Here is a 17,351-nt window from a genome sequence, read left to right on the forward strand (position 1 = left end):
CCTGGTCAGCCCCGACAAGAGGATTACCAATACACCGGAGGGGCCTGTTACACGACCAGAGGTATCTCCAGGTAATCTGCTCATGACACATATCCGCACCCAAGTTTTTTGGCTCGTGCTTTGCAGAGATGCTGAACAAAGCAGTCAACGCTGACTGCACTCTCACGACAAAGGCGCCGTGTAGTCCCCGTTTAACGGAGGGCCACAGGCGCCTTTTTTATTCTCGGACCAAAACGGCTTCACAACTAATTGGGTTGCTTTCAACAGCGCCCTACGGGCTCCAGATACAAGGATGACGAACAAAACCATTCGGCGTGTTTGTCCATACTGCAGCGTAGGCTGTGGGGCTTCATGAAGGTTGCCGACAATCGAGCCATCAAGGTTTCCGGAGGCAAAACTGACCCCACGGACTTCGGCTGGATCGTGACGAATGGAGAACGCATGCCCACGCCACGGGCGTGGCCACGACGCCTTCACCGACTTGGAGACGAGCATGAATGAGGATCTTCCCTCCCCCGTCCAGTTGAGTGGCATAGTCCCCGCCGGGCCTGCCACAGACAGCGCTTGGCTCTACCGCGACGCGTTCGAGAACAGCACAGATTGCCTGGCCTTGTACGACCTTTGCGAAGATGGCCGCCTGCGTTTCGCTGAAGCCAACCCGGCCTGGGCATGGCTGCTAGGACGGCCTAGAAACGAGCTGCTCGGCCGTAGTCTGGAGGAGCTACTACCGACGGAAATCGCCAGAAAGATAACCGCCGACGGCCACTCTTGCGTCGCTACTGAAGCCCCGGTCAACGGTGAGGGCAAGTTTAACCTGCCCATTGGTCGTCGCCATTTCCTGCATAGCCTGATACCCCTGCACAACTCTGCCGGAAGCACCAAGCGCTTCCTCCATATCGTCCGCGACATTACCGCGAGTAAGCGCTACGAGCTGCAGCTGCATAGCGACAAGCAGGCATTCCGTACGTTGGCGGAACACACCCCGGACACCATCGTGCGCTACGACCGCAACTGCCTGCGGATTTATGCCAATCCTGCATTCGCGCGTTTGGCCGGCCTACCCGTGGCGGCTTTACTCGGTAAGAAACCCAGTCACTACTCCAACCACCCCGAACTACGTGCCTATGAGGCTACGCTGCTGGGGGTAGTGCATAGCGGCCAGGCCCGCGAGCACATACTGACCTGGCAGAACCCCAGCGGTCGACTGTACATCAGCCACATCCACTTCGTGCCAGAGCGCACTGCCGACGGAGAGGTGGCCACTGTGCTCGCGGTGGGCCGCGACATCACCGAACAGCGTCAGTCCAAAGAAGCACTCCAGATCAGGGAGCAGGAGTTCCGCACTCTGGTGGAAAATTCGCCGGACGTCATCATCCGCTTCAATCACGAAGGCCAGCGCATCTACTGCAATCCCGCCTATGAGAGGTTGTTCGACATTCAGCCCCATGAGGTCATTGGCACGACTATGCCGCAAAGAAGCCATCTGTCGAAGAAGTTGGCTGACCGCGTCCATGAGGAGGTCCTGGATATCCTGCGCAAAGGCATACCAACCACCATCGAAATCAGCTGGACGAAAGCCAACGGCGAGGAAGTCTCTCAGCATGTGCGCGGGGTTCCCGAATTCGATCAGCACGGCCAGGCCATCGGTGTGTTGGCCATCGCCCGCGACATTTCTGGTCTGAAGACAGCCGAACGGCGCCTGGAAGAGGCAGAGGCAATGGCCCATCTTGGCCATTTGCGAATGGACTTCCGGCTCAACAAGCTGACCCTCTCGGCTGAGTTCTGTCGGCTGTTCGGCAAACCCCGTAGCTGGTCGCCGCGGCTGGAAGAAGTCATCTCCATACTCGCACCCGAAGAGCGCAGCCAGATTATCGAACGAACCAGGTGGGCCTACGCCAACCGCATCGAGGAGCTGGAGCTGGATTACTGCATCGACAGCGGCCAGCGCCGGTTACACCTGCATTCCTATCTTCACATCGAATACAGCGAGGACGGCACCCCCCTGCAACTGCTAGGAACCGCCCAGGACGTCAGCGAACTTAGGGTCTACCAACAACGACTGCACTCTTTGGCATTCTACGACACGCTCACCGGGCTGCCCAATCGCGAGCTGTTCAATGACCGCCTGCATCAGGCGCTCGCCCAAGCTGATCGCCACGGCGGCCAACTCGCCGTGATGATTCTCGACCTCGACAACTTTAAGATGGTAAACGACACCCTCGGCCACAGTGCCGGAGACGAACTGCTGCGGGAAACCGCCAAGCGCCTGCAAAGCTCTGTGCGCAACAGCGATACGGTCGCCCGCCTTGGTGGCGACGAGTTCGCCTTGATCCTCTCCGGGCCAGCGAGCGATGCCGACCTCGGCGAGATCAGCTGCAAGCTGCTCCAGGCGATTAGTGGAGCCTACTGGATCAAGGGCCGCGAACTCTTCGTGTCTGGAAGTATCGGCATAGCCCGCTATCCAAGCGACGGCGAGAACATCACCGAGCTGCAGCAATATGCCGACTCGGCCATGTACCACGCCAAGGAGCAAGGGCGGAATAACTTCCAGTTCTATTTGCCACAGTTCACCCAACAGACCACCGATCGCCTGGCACTGACCGCCAGCCTGCGTCATGCACAGCACAACGGCGAGCTGGAGCTGTACTACCAACCGCAGATCGACCTCTCAAACGGACGGCTGATCGGCGCCGAGGCACTGCTGCGCTGGAACCACCCGCAGCAAGGACTGGTGACTCCTGACAGATTCATCCCAATCGCTGAGGAAACCGGACTGATTATCGGCATCGGCGAGTGGGTTCTTCACAGCGCCTGCCGCAGTGCTGCAGCGTGGAACCGCGATGCTCAGGACACGCTGAAGGTCGCCGTCAACCTCTCGCCGCGGCAGTTCAAAATGAACGATCTGCCCGCTTCGCTCCGCACCATCCTGCAAGCCACCGGCTGCGCGCCGGACTGGTTGGAGCTTGAGATCACCGAAGGGCTGCTGCTGGACAACAGCATCACCGTGCGTGAGAGCCTAGAACAGCTGCGTGCTATGGGGCTCTCCATCGCCATCGATGATTTCGGCACTGGCTATTCGGCTCTCGGTTATCTGAAGCGCTTTCCAGTGGAAACCCTGAAGATCGACCGCTCCTTTATTAGCGATATCGACCACAACTCCGACAGTGCCGAACTGGTCAAGGCGATCATATCCATGGCTCACAGCCTGCGCCTGAAACTGGTGGCCGAAGGAGTCGAAGAGTCATCCCAGGAGGTCATTCTGAAAAACTATGGTTGCCACAACGCACAGGGCTACCTGTATGGAAAGCCTATGCCGCAGAAGGCATTTGAGCATCTGTTGCTCACTAAAAGCATAGGCCGGGGATGTCTACCGGAGCAGGGATAGTCCAATCTAGACTCCGTTACCTCGCAGCCGACTTATCTCCCAGGACACACCACTATTGTGCACGATCGCGGAAATCTGCTGCCCGAGGCGTTGTTCAATGATGGGCTTCCACGGCACTAGACTGAATCCCTTGCCATCGTCGAGCACAGCGTAGCGCCCGCTGGCGAGCGTGACGCTGCGCCGGTAGATGCCGGCCACGTGCTGCCCGTCTTCCACAGGCCGATGCTCCAACCCGGTTTCGACGGCGATGTCCTGAGCGGTCCGGGCCAGCTCCCGGCTACGCAGCGTCGCCAGTAGGTTGCGCGCCAGGATCACGCGTTGACCTTTCCTCTCGGCCAGCCCCTGCTCTACCAGGAAGTCGGCACGCTGTTGCATGGCCTGCCTCACCTCACCGCCAAATCCGAGGTCGCCCAGCCCCCTCCCTCTCCCTCTCCCACCACCGATTAGTTGCTGGTCGAGCCAAGTAGCACCGATCACGCGGACCTGGCGCTCAATCGGAAAGTGCGACTTCAGCTCCACCACCGTGCTGCCCAGGCGCTGCGAATCGTACTGGCGACCACGCTCGGGCAAGTCCTCGGGCACTTTCCATAGTCCTTCAGCCACACGCTCCACGATCCTGGCCCGGCGCAGAGCCTCCAGCCGTCGAACATGGGCCGCAACGACTTCCTGCGGATCGCGGTCGCTCTTCTGTCCTTGGGCGATTGCGAGGTGGTGGTCGACGCGGTAAATCCCATCGCTTGCCAGCGCGACGATGGCACGGTCGGCCGCGCGTATCTCGGCCGAGCCGCGCACCTCCACCACCGATCCTGCGGGGTAGTTCGCCAGCTCGGCGCGGGCAGTAAGCGCAACGTAGTGAGCCTTGCCATCGACCCCATCGATGACCAGATAAGCCCGGTCACGTAGCTCGTCGGCCATCCCCTTGGCGGCCACCCGGCCGATAACAGCGCGCCCCTCCTCCCCCGGCTCGAACACAGCCAAATCTCGCGGCTGGCCGCTCATGGCACGCTGCATGGTGCGGATGATGTCGCCCCTCTCGCCCAGCGCACGCAAGGCCTTCTCCGCATCGTCCTGAACGGTCCAGATTCCGGGCCTAACTTCGTCGGCCAAGCCCATACGCTGCAAGCGCTGCAGGCGGCCGATCAGCAACAGGCGCTGGCGCTGCAGCCGCGACTCGTTGAAGCGTTCGATCTGCAGCACCCCATTACCATCGACTTCGCGTCGCAATGTACGATCCAGGCTCGTCCAGCGCTCCTGTTCTACCTCGCTCCGCAGCGCCTGCTGGATCTCCAGTTCGGTGCGCGGCCCTAACCATTCGGTGGCGATTTCGGCAGCCCGGTTGCGGAAGCCATGGGCGATGTAGTCACCGGCGATGATGAGATCCTTACCGGTGTCGTCGCGCCCGCGCACGACGAGGTGGGTGTGCGGGTTATCGGTGTTCCAGTGATCCACCGCCACCCAGTCCAGGCGCGTGCCCAGGTCGGCCTCCATGCGCCCCATCAACTGCCGAGTGAAGGTGCGCAGGTCATCCAGTTCGGCGCCGTCCTCCGGCGCGACGATGAAGCGGAAATGATGTCGATCGTCGGCGCAACGTTCTTTGAAGGCAACGAGGTCGGCTTCGTCCGTCTGCGGCCCGTAGGCTTGGCCCGGTTGGCCATCGCGACCGGCACCGTCGCGTTCGATGTAGCGCAGGTGCTTGGCCAGCGATTGCGGACTGGCCTGGCGCTGGTTAACCAGCAGAGTCTTGATGGTCACTCGCCGCGAAAACGGCGTGAGCGAAGAGCCCGCGAAGCGCGCCGCCGTGTGCCCTCGCCCCAGCCGCGAGCCGGGTCGTTGGCCGGTATGCTGCCCATTGCTGCCAAACAGCGCCGGACGACGCACAGCCGATTTTCCACCCGCCTTGCCGACCTGTTTGAGCACCTTGGAAACGAAACCCTTGTCGCGATTCTTTGGCGCGCTGGGGCGCACGCGGAAGTCGTCACGCTCATCGGTCATGACTGTCTCCTCAGGAAGCCTGGGCGCAGCCTGGCGTACAAAGCACGCGGGCATGCCAGGCTCGGCGCGCGTTGCACACAGTACACGGCACGGCGACGAAGCCGCGCCGTGCCGCTCCTCCCCCACGTGCAGACTGGCTTTATGGGCGAGCAGGTGCCGCCCCCTTTTGTCTTGCCTTCCGCTTTTGTCTGTCGATTGCGCTCCAGGTCTCGACGGCCCGGCGGTGCGGCGCTACTCACAGGCCGCCCACCGGGGGATGCGATAATGACCATCAGCCGCGCGCGTTCGTAGCACGACACCAGCACGTTGGAAGGCTGCGCCAGAGGGGGCACGCCTACATCCACACTGCAGGTACAACGCCGCGACGACAGCCCACAGAACGGCACGCCAGAGAGCGTGACGACGTGCAGCGAGTCGGCGCCCATCACTGGCTTGCCTCCAGCCAGAGTGGATACGCAACGCCGAGCACGGCAGATGCGCCAACCGGCCCGAAATAGCGGCTGTCGAACGAAGCCTGATTGGTCGTACTCAACAGGAACAGCTCACCTGGACGGAGTCGGCGGCAGCCCGACCAAGCCCGCAATGGTCGACCCAGTTGATCGGTACGCAACACGGCGGCCACAGGCACGCCGTCGATGCGCACGATCCGGTCAACGACGCACACCTCCTGCGGTGTCACCGCGCCCACACGTTTGAGCAGCGGAATGTGCATTGGCAGGTAGCCGCGCTGCTCAGCAAACGCGGCGACGACGCCCGGCAGCCTGATCAGCACGATGCGGCCATCCTGCGTCGGGTCGGTTCTCAGTCCTGGCGGATCGACGCGATACCAGCCAAGCGGGACGCTGTCCGACGCGTTGTAGACGACGCGAATATCAGGTGGCACGAAAGACGCCCAGGCGAGCGCAGCAAGGCCGCAGGCGCAAAGCGTCGCCAACACGAGACGGGCGCGCAGTTGCGAACGAGGATGCAGGGCTGTGTAGAGAGTCACGGCAGCGCCCTCCTCGTCAGCCAAGCCGCGTGCTGCTCGAACGTGTACGTAGGCAGCGGCAGGTGCGCGGCAAGCCGGTTGTTCAGCGTGCGCCAGTACGCGGGCGATACATCGGCCGGCGCGATGCCGAGCACCTCGATGGTGTCGATTTGCGCCAGCACGGCGCGCACGGCAAGTTCACCCTCAGCGTGCAACAACAGAAGCGCACCAGGCTGCACGCCAGGAATGCGCTGTGCCGCATCCAGCGGTGTGCTGGCCTGCATCACCATCAGTTGCCAACGGATCGTGCCGTAGTCGTTGGCCTGCCAGCGGATGCGGCATAAGACAGCCCCCGGCAGGAACACCGCGACACGTCGCCAATGGTCCAGCCGTGTGATGCGCGCCGGCTCGCCAAAGCGCAGGTAGAGCTTGATGCGCTGCTCCACGTAGGCGAGCGACACGCGGGTCAGCAGCGCAGCGTCGGCCTGCCCGGCGAGCACTGCAAACGGTGGCAGATGTGCAGGCATGGACACCGATGGCTGGACGTTCATGGCGACTTCTCCGGGAACTCGCGCTCCAGCAGTGCACGCAGCAGATCGGCGACCGTCACCCCCTGGGTGAACGCCGAGACCTTGATGCGGGCGCGCATGGCCGGTGTGATGTCGAGGGTCAGACGCGCGGTGTAGAGATCGCCCTTCTGCAAATCTCCAGCATCGCCCTGGCGAACCCACGCCTCGGCATGCGGATTCGTCGGTGGGCGCACGCCGATGGCCGTACGCTGGCCACGCTCGCGGCTCATGTCGTCCACCGCAGCAGCTCGTCTACCAGCGCGGCGATCTCACGCGCGGCGGCGCTGTCCGGTGCCGTCTCGCGAGCGAGCCGACCGGCAGCCACGCTGTCGGCAAAGACGATGCGTTGCCGCACCTCGGCGCACAGCGCCGGCAGCGGCTGCTCGGCCAGGGCCTGGCGCGCCTCGCGGCCGATAATGGTGGTACTGACACGCCGATTGATGACGAAGGCCGCCGCTAGCTGCGGACGGAATACCTGCGCCTCGCGGATCAGCGCGACCATCTCGGCGCTGGCCCACAGGTCGTAGGGACTGGGCTGCACGGGGACAATCACGCGCTCGGCCGCCAGCAGCGCGGAGCGCGCCAGAGCGGCGATACGCGGTGGCCCGTCGATGATCACATGATCGGCGCGGCGGGCCAGCTCAGGCGCTTCCTGGTGCAGGGTTTCGCGGGCAAGGCCCACTGCACTGAATAGCCTGGGCAAGCCCTGCTGGGCGCGCCGCTGCGTCCAGTCCAGCGATGAACCTTGCGGGTCGGCATCCAGCAGGATGACGTGCGCACCGCGCAGTGCGAGCTCACCCGCGATGTGGGTGGCGAGCGTGGTCTTGCCGACCCCGCCTTTCTGGTTGAGCAAGGCAATGATCATGGCGCGACCCGCCCTGCTGGAAAGCCGATGAGGTCGTGCCGTTTCGAGGTTGTCCACCGAAACGGCTCGCCTCTACAAAAAGTTAAAGCTTTTAGGTTAGAGAAGTTAAGGGCGGCTGCAGCCCTTACTGTCTCTGGCCTGCAGAGGATTTCGTACGCCTGATGGCACGATAGGGACACGCCCGATAGCACGATACCCCGCACGCCTGATAGCACGAGTCCGTCCACAGGTTTTACCTCAACAATCCCCGTGCCGTGGACGACACGGGCCGGAACGTCAGCAACTCCACGCTGGCCTCTGGAATGCGCTCGATGCCGAGCGCGTAGCCGGGCAGCGACTGCCGCGCCACCAAGGCGCGCAGGTCGCAGGCGAAGTCGCAGAACCTCGCCGTGCTGCCCGACTTGCGGTGCAGGTGCCGGAAGTCGAACTGCCAGCCGTCCGCCTGCTTGCCGCCATGCTTGCGCACCAGGCGGTACAACCAACGCTCTATGCCACCCGTGAGCCGGAAGTACGCCGGGTCGATGGTCAGCACCAGGGCGGCATCCAGCACGCCTGCGTAGAACCAGTCCGGCAGGATCAACTCGATGCCCAGCGGCGTGCCGCGGGCGTCGGCCAGTTCCTTCCACTCGTTGACCCAGGAGAAACGATGCAGGCGCCGCCCGGTCGTCTCGCGAATCGACGTGGCTACCGTGGTCGACTGCAGGCGATCCAGGGCAGCCTTGAGGCGCTGGTAGTCTCGCAGCGATACCCCGCGCCCGATGAAGCGCAGGATCTCGTACGGCGTGGCACGCATCAGACGCGACGGATGCAAGCCCGCGTCGCGCGCCTCGACGATCTGGCTGGCCGCCCAGATCAGCACATCGGCATCCCAGATCGTGGCAATGCCATGTTCCTGTGTTCCTTCCACGCGCACCGTTACCCCAGCGGTGCGAAAGTCGATCGGCGTCGTGCGCCGTGACTTGGCCAACGAGAAGAAGGGATAGGCCATCAGGTCCTGGCTGTCGCGTGGCGCCATGTCGCCCGGCAAGGCGCGGAACAGATCGAGTTGCTCCCGTTCTGACGTAGGCCTGGACATGACATTGGCCCCCGGCGAGCCGCTGACTAGCGCGCACGGCTGTCGGCCGAGTGCTGCTCGGCGTACTCGGGATCAGAGGTGGCCTCGAAGCTGTGTTGGTCAGCCCAGGTGTCGAGGTCGGCGACGGCGTACATGACGCGCCGGCCGAACTTGCGAAAGCGCGGGCCGCCGCCGATCACCCGCTGCTTCTCCAGCGTGCGCGGCGACAGGCGCAGGTAGGCGGCGGCCTCGTCGTTGGTCAGGTAGCGCTGCGGCTGGACAGCGGCAGCGGGCTGCAGGGGCTTGGCGTGGGCGGCGGCAGGCCGCAGAGGAGCGGGTCGCATGGGGTGAGCCTCCATCGTTCAGGACAGCCCGACCACACCAGCGCAGCCGGGTGGAGGCAGTCTCAGAAAGCCTGGGAGGCCTGCTCAGGGTCGTTTTGCGGACGGATCAGAACGACCCTTCCCCTCCCCGTCGAGCTGTGCCAGGCGCCGATAGCCGCCGAGCATCAGCGTCCGACCACGCCGCACCAGGCGGCGCACTCTAGAGCGCAGGCCACCATCGGCGTGCCAGCCACCAGTCGCCATGGCCTGGCCGAACAACCCCACAGCCACCTCGCGCAAGGATGCTCCAGCCAGCGTAGCGTCAAGCGCCTGGAGGGTATGCAGCTCAAGTAAGGCAGAAGAGCTCGGCCGACATCGAAACGCCGCGAGCGGGATCGCATCGGTGGAAACAGCAAGCTTGTCCAGCGCGACCGCGAGGGCGCAGTAACGTGCACAGGGTTTCGCGCAGGCTCGGATGGCATGGACGTAGGCCATGCCATCCGACAGACCGGACGCAATGGTCAGCCGCAGGCAGCAGCCTGGCCAGCGCGTCGTCAGCAGCAAACGGCGACCGTCATGAACCAGACATTTCATCCCAGGAATGCGCCAGAAATCGAACACAACGGAGTCAGGCATGGGGTCGACATCGGGATAAAGCTGAATCAGCTCCAGAGGATCGGGGAACCAAACTGGATGCGCGTCGCGCGCGTCCAGGCCCGGGTCTTCCAGCAGACGCACCCCCCAGCGTTGAGCCGCCTCGGGTCGTCTGCGGCGATCCAACCAGTCGCGGCGGTACTCCGGGTTCCTGCGCAGGTACTCCCAAGCCAGGGCGAGATCATCCAGGTGCAGGACGTAGAGGTAGGCAGCGGCGGGATACCACTGCTCGGCGTCGCGATCAGCCATGAGGCAACCTCCCTTTGCACGGGGCTGTCGCCATCAGCTCGCAACGTAGATCAAGGTCTGCTCCGCATCATGAGGAAAGATGCCAGTGACAGCATCAAGACCAATTGACTCCGACCCATTGCACGCATCGTCCGAATGCGACAGCGCCGCCACCCATCAATGGCGCGGCGTCAGGCTTATCCTGCAACCTTGAGCGGTAGCCATCATGACCAATTCGGTCTCGCTTACGCCGGCTGAGTGCAACAGTACGGATTGAGACCGGCTCGGTCAGAACTCGGATCAGGCTGATCACAGTGCACACCTGAACGACCTGTGCGAGGCGGTCGACTTGTTCAGTCCATGATCGAGCCATTGAGCTGCGCCAGCCGCGTGTACTCCGACAGCGTGCGCGCCGCCCGGAAATACAGATCGCGCATGATCGGGCGCTTGAGCGGCCCGACAATGGACGCCAGCTCGGAGAGTTTCACGGTACCCAAGACGGGCATGCCGATGCCTATGTCGCACAGACCATAGGCCGTGTCCTCGTCCACCGGGTCGAGCGAGACCAGCAGCCAGGTCGCATGTGCATCGGGGGTGAACAGGCGCACCACCGGCAACGGGTCGATGGTCTGATCAGCCGCCCGGGCGCGACCGTTCGCGAGCAACTGCCCGTGCTCCGCCTCGGTGATGAGCAACTGGGGCATGGTCACGCCTGCTCCGTGCTTAGAGGTACCGAGGTACCCATGCGTTTTTGCACAGATCCGCCAATCCGCTGATGTGTATTTGTGCCTTTCCCCAAAGGCACGAACACGCATGCCAACGAAACCGTAAAAGCGCCAAGGCGTGTAATCGGCATTACGCAAACCAGGAAAGACACGGAGGCACCTCCGCGGTTCTGATGAAATCCGCCAGTACGGGTTTCCGTAGAAGCACAAAAGCATCGGCAATCAAGCCAATGAGTTAAACATAACGTGGTTTTGATTCTCTCTCGCCCCGACGCTTCTGTCCATGCAGAAGCGATCCGTCCAGCCCGGCCGCCCGGTCGGCTCCACCACCTTCGATGCCGAGCTGGCACAAGCTTTCGGTACGGCAGTGCGTGCACTGCGAACGGAGCGCGGCATCGCGCAGGAGTCGCTGGCGAACCTGGCCGGCATCGAGCGCTCGCACATGGGCAAGGTCGAGCGCGGCGAGCACATGCCCACGCTGGCGATCATCTTCAAGATCGCCAGCGCGCTCGATTGCAGTACGGCGGCGCTGATGGCGGCGACGGAAAGCCAGCTAGCAGCGTCTAGGGCATAGCCCTGCAACAGCGCCCCGCCGCAATGGGCGGGGCATCGAGGTGGGCAGTCAGGCCACCGACTTGCTGCGCGACCAGATCAGGTTGTGCGCACCGTCCTCTTCCTCGATCAGCCGAGCGTAGATCGTCGCCGGGAACGAAGGATCGTCGAGGGTCACGGACAGGTAGGGCCGCTCGGCCTGGCTGACCTTCTTCCAGGCTGCACCGATGTCGTAGCCGCCGGCCGCCTGGATGCGATAGTCGGGGGCGTTCTCGCTGCTCCTGTCGTTGGGGACGAACTTGACCTTGACGTTAAGCGTCAGGGTGCGAACGGTGCCGGTGAAGCCGTCGTTCTGAGCGGTGAAGGTGCCGATGTTGGCCATGATGATTCTCCTTGCGGGGTAACCAAGGTCGCGCCCATCGCGTCCTTGTTGTGATCCGGCAGGCGGAGGACGGGCTGGCCGCACCGCGCAGCGGCCGCAACAGCGTGGAGGACCGGGAGGCGCACAGAATTTGTGGGCGAGGAATTCGCGCAGCGGAGGGGAAATTGTTTGCGCCGGACGGTTGCGACCATAAAGCCCGAGGCGCAGCCGGGCCACCGCCAGGATTCACGACAAGCCAAGGACGCAACGGGCCGAACTCCCCCGGAAGGAGACAGGGCCAACTCGGTCTCCGCGTATGATGGTTTCACCGGCCTGCACTCTGACGCGGGCAAGGCCAACCCCAACGATGGGCGAGAACGCCCTGCCGCGCCCTGCGGCAGCAGGCTTGAGGTGTGAACTGGAAGCATCATGGCGTGGCCGTGCGGCATGGCCGTGGCCCGCCCTTCGTGACTTGGAACAACAAGCCGTCAGCGTCGAGGAGGAGGACGGTGCGCACAACCTGTCGCAGCAAGCCTGGGCGTAGCCCGCCCCTTGCGGCGGAGTACCATCGAAAGGCCCGCATCAGCGGGCACCGATGCCGTAGCGCGCCAGGTACTGGCGTGCTGCCCCCCCGAAGTTCAGGCCGCCAATCCTTTCGCGGCAAAACATGGCTGTCGTAGAATGCATCAGCCCCCTGCTCCATGAGACGCCTGTGAACCTCACTGACGCGACGATAGCGCTACTGCTCACGGCCAAGATTCATGGCACAGATGCAGCTGTGCACGCCACCGCCAAGCGTTGTTCGCAGCGCCTCTCCCGTAGCAAACGCGACCTCATGTTTACAGTCATGAACAGCCGTGAGCCGCTGAAACTCGTCGAGCACATCGCCCAGCACCTCGATCTGGATTAGCGCCCAGCCATCAAGCGACGGATGGTCTGGAGCTGTTGTCAGCGGTTGGAGAAAACCGGGGGCGGCAGAAGGCGACCCTAGGCGATCCCCCAGCCAGCCAACGTATCTGCTTATCGAGGAAAACTCCCCCCACGAAAAAACGCCCCGGCATCCTTGCCGGGTGCTGAGTACATCAAGCAGCCAGGGTATGACCAGGCACCGCCTCCTCGACATCTTTCAGCTCCAGCTCATCCGGTACAGCCTCGACTACCTCCAACTCGGCACCCTGCCCTGCCGTGAACACGGCCGGCATCCAGCCGGTGCCTTCAACCAGCCGTTCGGCTTCGCTGGCGATGTCGGTCTTCTTGAGCTTGGCCAACTGGTTGACGTGCTTCGGCGCGAACTCGCCCACAGCTTCCAGAATCGCCGCCTTGGCGATGTGCTTGAAGTAGCCCTCGGCGGTCGGCTTCCACCATGCGGCCATGTCCAACCCCACGGCCTGTGCCAGCTCAGTTCCGGGCTGGTGCAGGGCAACACGGGGCGTGACCACATCAACAGTCACCGCCACACACACCGCGAGCAGCCGCACCAGCTCGTCCTGGTGCATCGCCAGCAGCGCGGCGAACAGCTCGCCGCTTTCCTGCGGCAGCTTCTCGCCCCAGGCCTGGCGCAGCTCATGCAGCGCCACGACGGCAGGCGACTCCGGCCAGTCCGGGGCCAGATCGTCGAGCCGATCCCGCACGGTCAGGCGTACACCAAGCGGCATGCCGTCACGGCTCGGCCCAGACTGCAGGACGGTTTTCACCATGCCATGCACCAGCGCCGCCAGCGCAACCTGCGGATGCCGGGCCACTTCGATCTGCAGCGCCGCCGTGCGATGGGCGCTCAAGCGTTGCGCCAACCGATCGGATAGGTTCGCAGTTTTGGGCGGCTGAGCGACCTCGGCGGTAGAGTCGCTCACGCCTTCGCTGCCACCCTGCCCCTGGCGCAACCGCTCCAGGGTATGCAGCGCATTGGCCTCGGCCTCGCGCAGCAGCCCGCGATGGATCACGGCCTCACCGCTGCGGTCGGTAGTAACCACGGCGCCGGCCACGCTGAGTACTTCCGGGGCGTAGCCGTGCAAGGACTCACCCAGCGCATGCAGCTCGGCGGCCATCTGCTCGCGCCGTCGCTCCAGAGCTGGCACCTTGTGTTCGTCGTCAGCGTCATAGGCCTCCTCCAGCTCGGCATCAACCTGTTCCAGCCGGGCCTGCAGCGAGGCGATGCGGCGCGCCTCTCGGGCAGACGGCTCTCGGCGAGTACGCGGCGCGCTCTGGAAGGCCTGCCGATCCGCATAGCTGAACTGCGGCACCGCCTCCACCCAAGCCCAGCCCTCGGCTCGCACGTTCTCGGCCAGCGCCTCCAGCTTGCTGCGCACCAATGTTTCCAACAGCGTGGCATCGGTCAGGTAAGTGCCGCTGTCGTCGTCGGCGAACAGGTCGCGGCGGATGCCCCCACCCGCCGCCGTGTAGGTCTCCAGGCCGACGAAGCCCACCAGCGGATGACGCACATCGACTTCCCGTTCCGTCAGGCGCGCCCGCAACGCCGACGCGCCGCGCTGCCAGTCCGGCGCGCCATAGAATGCGACCTCCTGCGCGGCGTGGTCGTCGGTAATGGTCAGGGCCATCAACTGCTCCAGGGTGACGCTGCCGGCCCGGTAATCCGCCATCAGGCGCGGCGAGACGTTCGCCAGCCGCAAGCGGCGCTGCACCACCAGCGGGGTCACGCCGAAATCGGCGGCGATGTCCTCGACGGGGCGACCTTCCTTGACCAGTGCAGCAAAGGCCTCGAACTGGTCGGCCGGGTGCATCTGCTCGCGCAGCAAATTTTCCGCGAGACTGACGGTGCGAGCCGAAGCGTCAGACACCAGCAGGCATGGCACCTCGAAATCGGCGGCCAGGCGTTTCTTCTTCGCCAGCAGCTTCAAGGCGGTCAGGCGGCGGTCGCCGGCGACCACCTCGTAATGCTCGCCATCGACGGCGAGGATGACGACAAGGTTTTGCAGCAGGCCGATGCGGGAAATGCTCGCGGCCAGCTCGTCGATGGACAGGCGCGGTGTGGTGCGCGCATTGCGCTTGGAGCGGCGCGGCAGCAACTGCGCCAGCGACAGCAACAGCAGGTTCTTGGCCGGGTCGGCCACTGGCAGGGCGGGCACGCTGGCAGCTTCGGTGGGGATGATTGCGTTCATGGTGGTAGCTCCATTCAAGGGATAACGACTGCGGTTGAAATGGAGGGGCCGACTGCCTGACAGCCCCTCCGGGTGGGGTTCAGGCTTTCAGTTGGCGCAGCCCATCGGCCAGCAGCCATAGGGCGCGATTGAGGCGCAGGTCCTGGTCGATGCCCTGTACGGGACGAGTACGCTGGCGGCGTCCGCTACCGCCGCGCCCAACCAAACCGCCGCGAATGAGGTTTTCCTGGGTGCGGTTAAATACGCTCCACAGGTCGGCGCGGTTGTCGTCGGCACGGCGGGCGGTCAGCACCTGCGGTTCGGTGATCGGTGCCGGTTTGTCTGGGTCGTCGTATTTGAGGGCGAGCGCGGCACGGGCGAAAACTTCAGCCTCGCCACCGTCTAGGGTGACGGCGCGCATGGCCTCACGGGACGACTGCGCTTGCTCGAAACCATGTAGCACCTCGTAGGCACCCTCTATCACCTGGGCGGCCACGTCGCCCTTGTGCGGCACACGCACGTCCGCCACGGTGTCGCCGCAAACCAGGCCGTTCTGGCAGACGAAGCGGAACATGCCGGCCAGCATCTGGTAGCTGCTGGTGCCATCGTGCGAGTTCAGCAGGATTATTTCGTTAGCTTCGCCTCGGGCGTCGATCTGGCTGGCGTGACGCAGGCGAATCATGTGTTTGGTGAAGTCGCGCCGGTCGTCCCGGCGCACCCGGGTCTGGCACACCATGAAGGGCTCGAAACCTTCGCCGCGCAGCTCTTGCAGCACGGTCACGGTCGGAATGTAGCTGTAGCGTTCGGAGCGGCTTTCGTGCGGCGCCTCGGCAAAGATGGAAGGCACCACGGCGCGAATCTGCTCATCCGACAAAGGGGATGCCGAGCGCAGCACCGGGGAGTGGTTAGAGAAGCTGGAAGCTAGTTGCATGGTCGTTCTCCTGACGAGGATTGCTGTTCAACCCCCACCGGATTCCTAGATTCGGAGCCCGCTTTCGGCTCTTCCGGTGGGGTCGGCACGAAGACCTGGGCTGGCCTCGTTGCCACCGTCTTTCCTGAGTTCATCGCCCGCGACGGTCAGGAGCGCGCGGCCGGGTGCCGTCAAGGAGGAAAGCGCCGGGAGGGTGCGGCCCGCAGGCGCAGCCGAGGACACGGCCCGGCGCGCCTTGATGGCACACGGCCGCGCGCTACAGTCGCGACAAGGTGATGAAGTCAGGGAAAGGCGGATCGACAGGCAATGGCCGCCGCATGGGCGACGACCCCACGCAAGCGCAGCGCGCAGGCCCGGAGCAGCCGGGCCGAAGGCATCAGCCGAGCACAGCGAGGGAACGATGGAAACCAAAGGGGCGAGACTCGCGCAGCGTGGCTCGGTGCCTAGCACGACAGCGCGCCCGGCCGCAGGCCGGGGATGCCCAAACAGTAGGGACTCGCCCTCCTCGGCGGTGCAGCAAAAAGGGGGCCGTAGCCCCCTGCGGCTAGAGCAGCCCCTGCTCCGCAAATGATGTAGTCGCCTCACCGCCCACGATGATGTGGTCCAGCGTGCGCACCTCCACCAGCGCCAGGGCTTCCTTGAGGCGCTGGGTCAGCACCTTGTCCGCCTGGCTTGGCTCCGGATTTCCGCTCGGATGGTTGTGCGAAAAGATCACCGCTGCTGCGTTGACTCGCAATGCCTCTTTCACCACTTCGCGCGGATACACCGAAGCCTGGTCGATGGTGCCGCGGAACAACTCCACGTACTCAAGCAGCCGATGCTGGCTATCGAGGAACAGCGCCGCGAACACTTCGTGCTCGAAACCGACCAGCTTGGTGCGCAGGAAGTCCTTGACCAACTCCGGCGCGGTGAACAACGCCCCGCGCTGGTATTTCTGGTCGATCGCCTGGCGCGCCACGCTCAGGATCTGATCCACAGACGCCGGCAGGTAGCGCCCCTGCGCGTCACGCACCAGCAGCATGGCATCGAACGAGGAAAAGGAAAGTTGCGACATGATCGTGCTCCGGTTGCTCGGGCGGAATTGCCCGGAACCGGCGCCAGCACGGCGCAGCGCAGCTGTCAGGGGTCAACGACGGCCGCCAGGACGCCAGAGTGCACGCACGCGCAGCCCTTGACGGCGAGAACGCCGTGATACGGTGAAGGGAACAGCAAGACCGCCCCCACTCCACCCATGCCACGGATCGGCAAGCGGAGCGCGCAGGCCTGGAAAGGCCGGAGGCGTAGTGATGGAAACTCTTTGGGACGAAACATCGCGGATGTGCAGCACAACAGCTCGGCCGTCTGATTCATGGCCAGGGTCGCCTTGTTTGCGCAATTGCGTTGATCTGACCAGATAATTGCATTGCCGTTGACCAATCGAATGCATCGTACTTGACCGGCAGAAACCGCCCAATAGCAGTCATCTGCTGCAGATCACCGAAAAGCAGTCGTAAAGGAATAGTCCAGCCTTCCTCATCACTGATAATTGTCTATACAGTCAGCCCGTAAACGCATGTGGTGTGACCTGTTCCCCGATTTCAGTACCACGCTGAACTTAGTAGAGTCTGTTTCCGAGCAGGAGACGATAGTGAAGAAGCATACTTCGTTGAG

16 protein-coding genes are annotated in these 17,351 nt (G+C 63.8%); 3 read left to right on the forward strand and 13 right to left on the reverse strand.

All coding sequences use genetic code 11. The annotated features are described in order from the left end of the window. The first annotated feature begins 493 nt into the window (after positions 1–493). Complete coding sequence (locus A9179_RS12015; RefSeq protein WP_187806029.1) at positions 494–3,385, forward strand: EAL domain-containing protein; 2,892 nt, start codon at positions 494–496, stop codon at positions 3,383–3,385. 6 nt (positions 3,386–3,391) lie between these two features. On the opposite strand, the gene A9179_RS12020 is transcribed toward A9179_RS12015, so the two are convergent. From A9179_RS12020 to A9179_RS12060, 9 genes are all read right to left on the reverse strand, one after another. Continuing rightward, on the reverse strand, positions 3,392–5,377 hold the full coding sequence (locus tag A9179_RS12020; protein ID WP_187806030.1) for a relaxase/mobilization nuclease and DUF3363 domain-containing protein: 1,986 nt from the start codon (positions 5,375–5,377) through the stop codon (positions 3,392–3,394). A 424-nt stretch (positions 5,378–5,801) separates the two neighbouring features. Beyond that, a complete protein-coding gene (locus tag A9179_RS12025) occupies positions 5,802–6,389 on the reverse strand; it encodes a S26 family signal peptidase (protein ID WP_223123203.1) in 588 nt (195 codons plus the stop codon). Beyond that, a complete protein-coding gene (locus A9179_RS12030; protein WP_463604195.1) occupies positions 6,362–6,871 on the reverse strand; it encodes a DUF2840 domain-containing protein in 510 nt (169 codons plus the stop codon). The genes A9179_RS12025 and A9179_RS12030 overlap by 28 nt, the downstream gene beginning before the upstream one ends. A 20-nt stretch (positions 6,872–6,891) precedes the next feature. Next, entirely contained in the window at positions 6,892–7,143 is a 252-nt protein-coding gene (locus A9179_RS12035; protein ID WP_187806033.1) for a chromosome partitioning protein ParB, read from the reverse strand. Further along, a complete protein-coding gene (parA, locus tag A9179_RS12040; protein ID WP_187806034.1) occupies positions 7,140–7,778 on the reverse strand; it encodes a ParA family partition ATPase in 639 nt (212 codons plus the stop codon). Before parA ends, A9179_RS12035 begins: the two co-directional genes overlap by 4 nt. A 232-nt stretch (positions 7,779–8,010) precedes the next feature. Next, positions 8,011–8,853, reverse strand: a complete 843-nt coding sequence (locus tag A9179_RS12045) for a replication initiator protein A (RefSeq protein WP_187806035.1) — start codon at positions 8,851–8,853, stop codon at positions 8,011–8,013. Positions 8,854–8,879: 26 nt separating this feature from the next. Continuing rightward, complete coding sequence (locus tag A9179_RS12050; RefSeq protein WP_187806036.1) at positions 8,880–9,176, reverse strand: helix-turn-helix domain-containing protein; 297 nt, start codon at positions 9,174–9,176, stop codon at positions 8,880–8,882. A gap of 84 nt (positions 9,177–9,260) precedes the next feature. Then, positions 9,261–10,058, reverse strand: coding sequence for a DUF7011 domain-containing protein (locus A9179_RS12055; protein WP_187806037.1), 798 nt, complete (start codon positions 10,056–10,058; stop codon positions 9,261–9,263). Between the two features lie 332 nt (positions 10,059–10,390). After that, entirely contained in the window at positions 10,391–10,741 is a 351-nt protein-coding gene (locus tag A9179_RS12060) for a DUF2958 domain-containing protein (RefSeq protein ID WP_187806038.1), read from the reverse strand. Between the two features lie 304 nt (positions 10,742–11,045). Here A9179_RS12060 and A9179_RS12065 point away from each other — a divergent pair, with 304 nt between their 5' ends. Then, a complete protein-coding gene (locus tag A9179_RS12065; RefSeq protein WP_187806039.1) occupies positions 11,046–11,336 on the forward strand; it encodes a helix-turn-helix domain-containing protein in 291 nt (96 codons plus the stop codon). A 48-nt stretch (positions 11,337–11,384) separates the two neighbouring features. On the opposite strand, the gene A9179_RS12070 is transcribed toward A9179_RS12065, so the two are convergent. Further along, positions 11,385–11,696 (reverse strand): DUF736 domain-containing protein, encoded by a 312-nt coding sequence (locus tag A9179_RS12070; protein ID WP_187806040.1) that lies wholly within the window; start codon positions 11,694–11,696, stop codon positions 11,385–11,387. A gap of 691 nt (positions 11,697–12,387) precedes the next feature. On the opposite strand from A9179_RS12070, the gene A9179_RS12075 reads away from it, so the two are divergent. Further along, entirely contained in the window at positions 12,388–12,585 is a 198-nt protein-coding gene (locus tag A9179_RS12075) for a DUF7740 domain-containing protein (RefSeq protein WP_316851830.1), read from the forward strand. A 172-nt stretch (positions 12,586–12,757) separates the two neighbouring features. Here A9179_RS12075 and A9179_RS12080 read toward each other — a convergent pair whose 3' ends face one another. The 3 genes from A9179_RS12080 to radC all read right to left on the reverse strand — a co-directional run bounded on the left by A9179_RS12080 (position 12,758) and on the right by radC (position 16,755). Next, entirely contained in the window at positions 12,758–14,791 is a 2,034-nt protein-coding gene (locus tag A9179_RS12080; protein ID WP_187806042.1) for a ParB/RepB/Spo0J family partition protein, read from the reverse strand. A gap of 79 nt (positions 14,792–14,870) precedes the next feature. Continuing rightward, positions 14,871–15,701: a DUF932 domain-containing protein gene (locus A9179_RS12085; protein WP_187806043.1), complete on the reverse strand. Its 831-nt coding sequence runs from the start codon at positions 15,699–15,701 to the stop codon at positions 14,871–14,873. A gap of 544 nt (positions 15,702–16,245) precedes the next feature. Then, positions 16,246–16,755, reverse strand: a complete 510-nt coding sequence (radC, locus tag A9179_RS12090; protein ID WP_187806044.1) for a RadC family protein — start codon at positions 16,753–16,755, stop codon at positions 16,246–16,248. Positions 16,756–17,351 lie beyond the last annotated feature (596 nt).

It is taken from the genome of Pseudomonas alcaligenes, from assembly GCF_014490745.1.
GTDB lineage: Bacteria > Pseudomonadota > Gammaproteobacteria > Pseudomonadales > Pseudomonadaceae > Aquipseudomonas > Aquipseudomonas alcaligenes_C.